This is a genomic window from Streptococcus oralis, assembly GCF_001578945.1.
Classification (GTDB): Bacteria; Bacillota; Bacilli; order Lactobacillales; family Streptococcaceae; genus Streptococcus; species Streptococcus oralis_Q.
Genome location: NZ_KQ969551.1, coordinates 425,070 through 426,151 on the forward strand (window position 1 = coordinate 425,070; position 1,082 = coordinate 426,151).

The window sequence follows — 1,082 nt, forward strand, 5'->3', positions numbered from 1 at the left end:
ACCCTAAACGAGTCTTGACCTCACTAGGTACACTATAAGTCAACTCTGTCAGAGTGCCTGCAGCTGCAATATTGATAAAATACTTATCGCCAAAAGCACGACCAATATCCATTTGAATGGTTTGATTTTGCGAGATAATCCTTGCTGCTTCAACGGGATCTCCAAGCGGAATTTTTAGAGCGCGCGCATAATCATTGGTTGTACCCGTAGGAATAATGGCTAGTTTAGGACGGCGATCAAGAGGAGCGACACCGTTGACTACCTCATTGATGGTACCGTCGCCTCCTGCAGCAATAATCAAATCAAAACCAGCCTTTGCAACTCTTTCAGCTTCCTTTTGTGCAGAAAGAGGCTCTGGACTTGTTTGAAAAGCACTGGTTTCATAGCCTAAATTCTCTAATATATCCAGTACTTCAGCAATGTTATCTTTGATAATTTCTTGTCCTGAACTGGGATTATAGATCAAACGAGCTCGTTTTCTTTCTTCTATCATGATTACAAACTTTCTAGCCAAACTTCATCTCGAACTTCGATACCAAGTTCTTGCGCTTTTTGGAGCTTACTTCCGGCATCTGCTCCTGCTACGACAAGATTCGTTTTCTTAGAAACACTGCCCGTGACTTTGGCACCCAGACTTTCGAGTTTGCTTTTGGCTTCTGAACGTGTGAGACGTTCCAATTTCCCCGTGAGTACAACGGTCAAACCTGACAAGGCCGCATCTGCTACTACTGTCTGTCCCTTATAGTCCAGATTGACTCCAGCTTCTTTCAACTCGTCTAAGAGAATCTTCGACCCTTCTGTAGCAAAATAAGTCTGAAGACTTTTAGCAATCACACTACCCAAGCTCTCGATACTTGCTACTTCTTCTGGGTCTGCTTGGGCTAAATTTTCAATAGAGTGGAAATGTTGGAGCAAAAGTTGGCTAGCCTTGCTTCCGACATGGCGAATTCCCAGACCAAACAAGAGCTTTTCAGCAGAGTTTTCCTTGGATGCTTGAATGGCCTGATACAATTTAGAAGCAGACTTTTCCTTGACACCTTCCAAAAGGAGGAAATCATCTTCTTTCAAACGGTAAATATCCG

General features: G+C 43.3%; 2 protein-coding genes. Both read right to left on the reverse strand.

Annotation, left to right across the window (positions count from 1 at the left end; genetic code table 11):
- Nucleotides 1–493 (reverse strand): YegS/Rv2252/BmrU family lipid kinase (locus SORDD16_RS04750; protein ID WP_128973473.1); only part of this gene is annotated, 493 nt, incomplete at its 3' end.
- A 2-nt stretch (nt 494–495) separates the two neighbouring features.
- Nucleotides 496–1,082, reverse strand: a 587-nt coding sequence (locus tag SORDD16_RS04755; RefSeq protein WP_241733986.1) for a helix-hairpin-helix domain-containing protein, incomplete at its 5' end; no start/stop codon positions are given.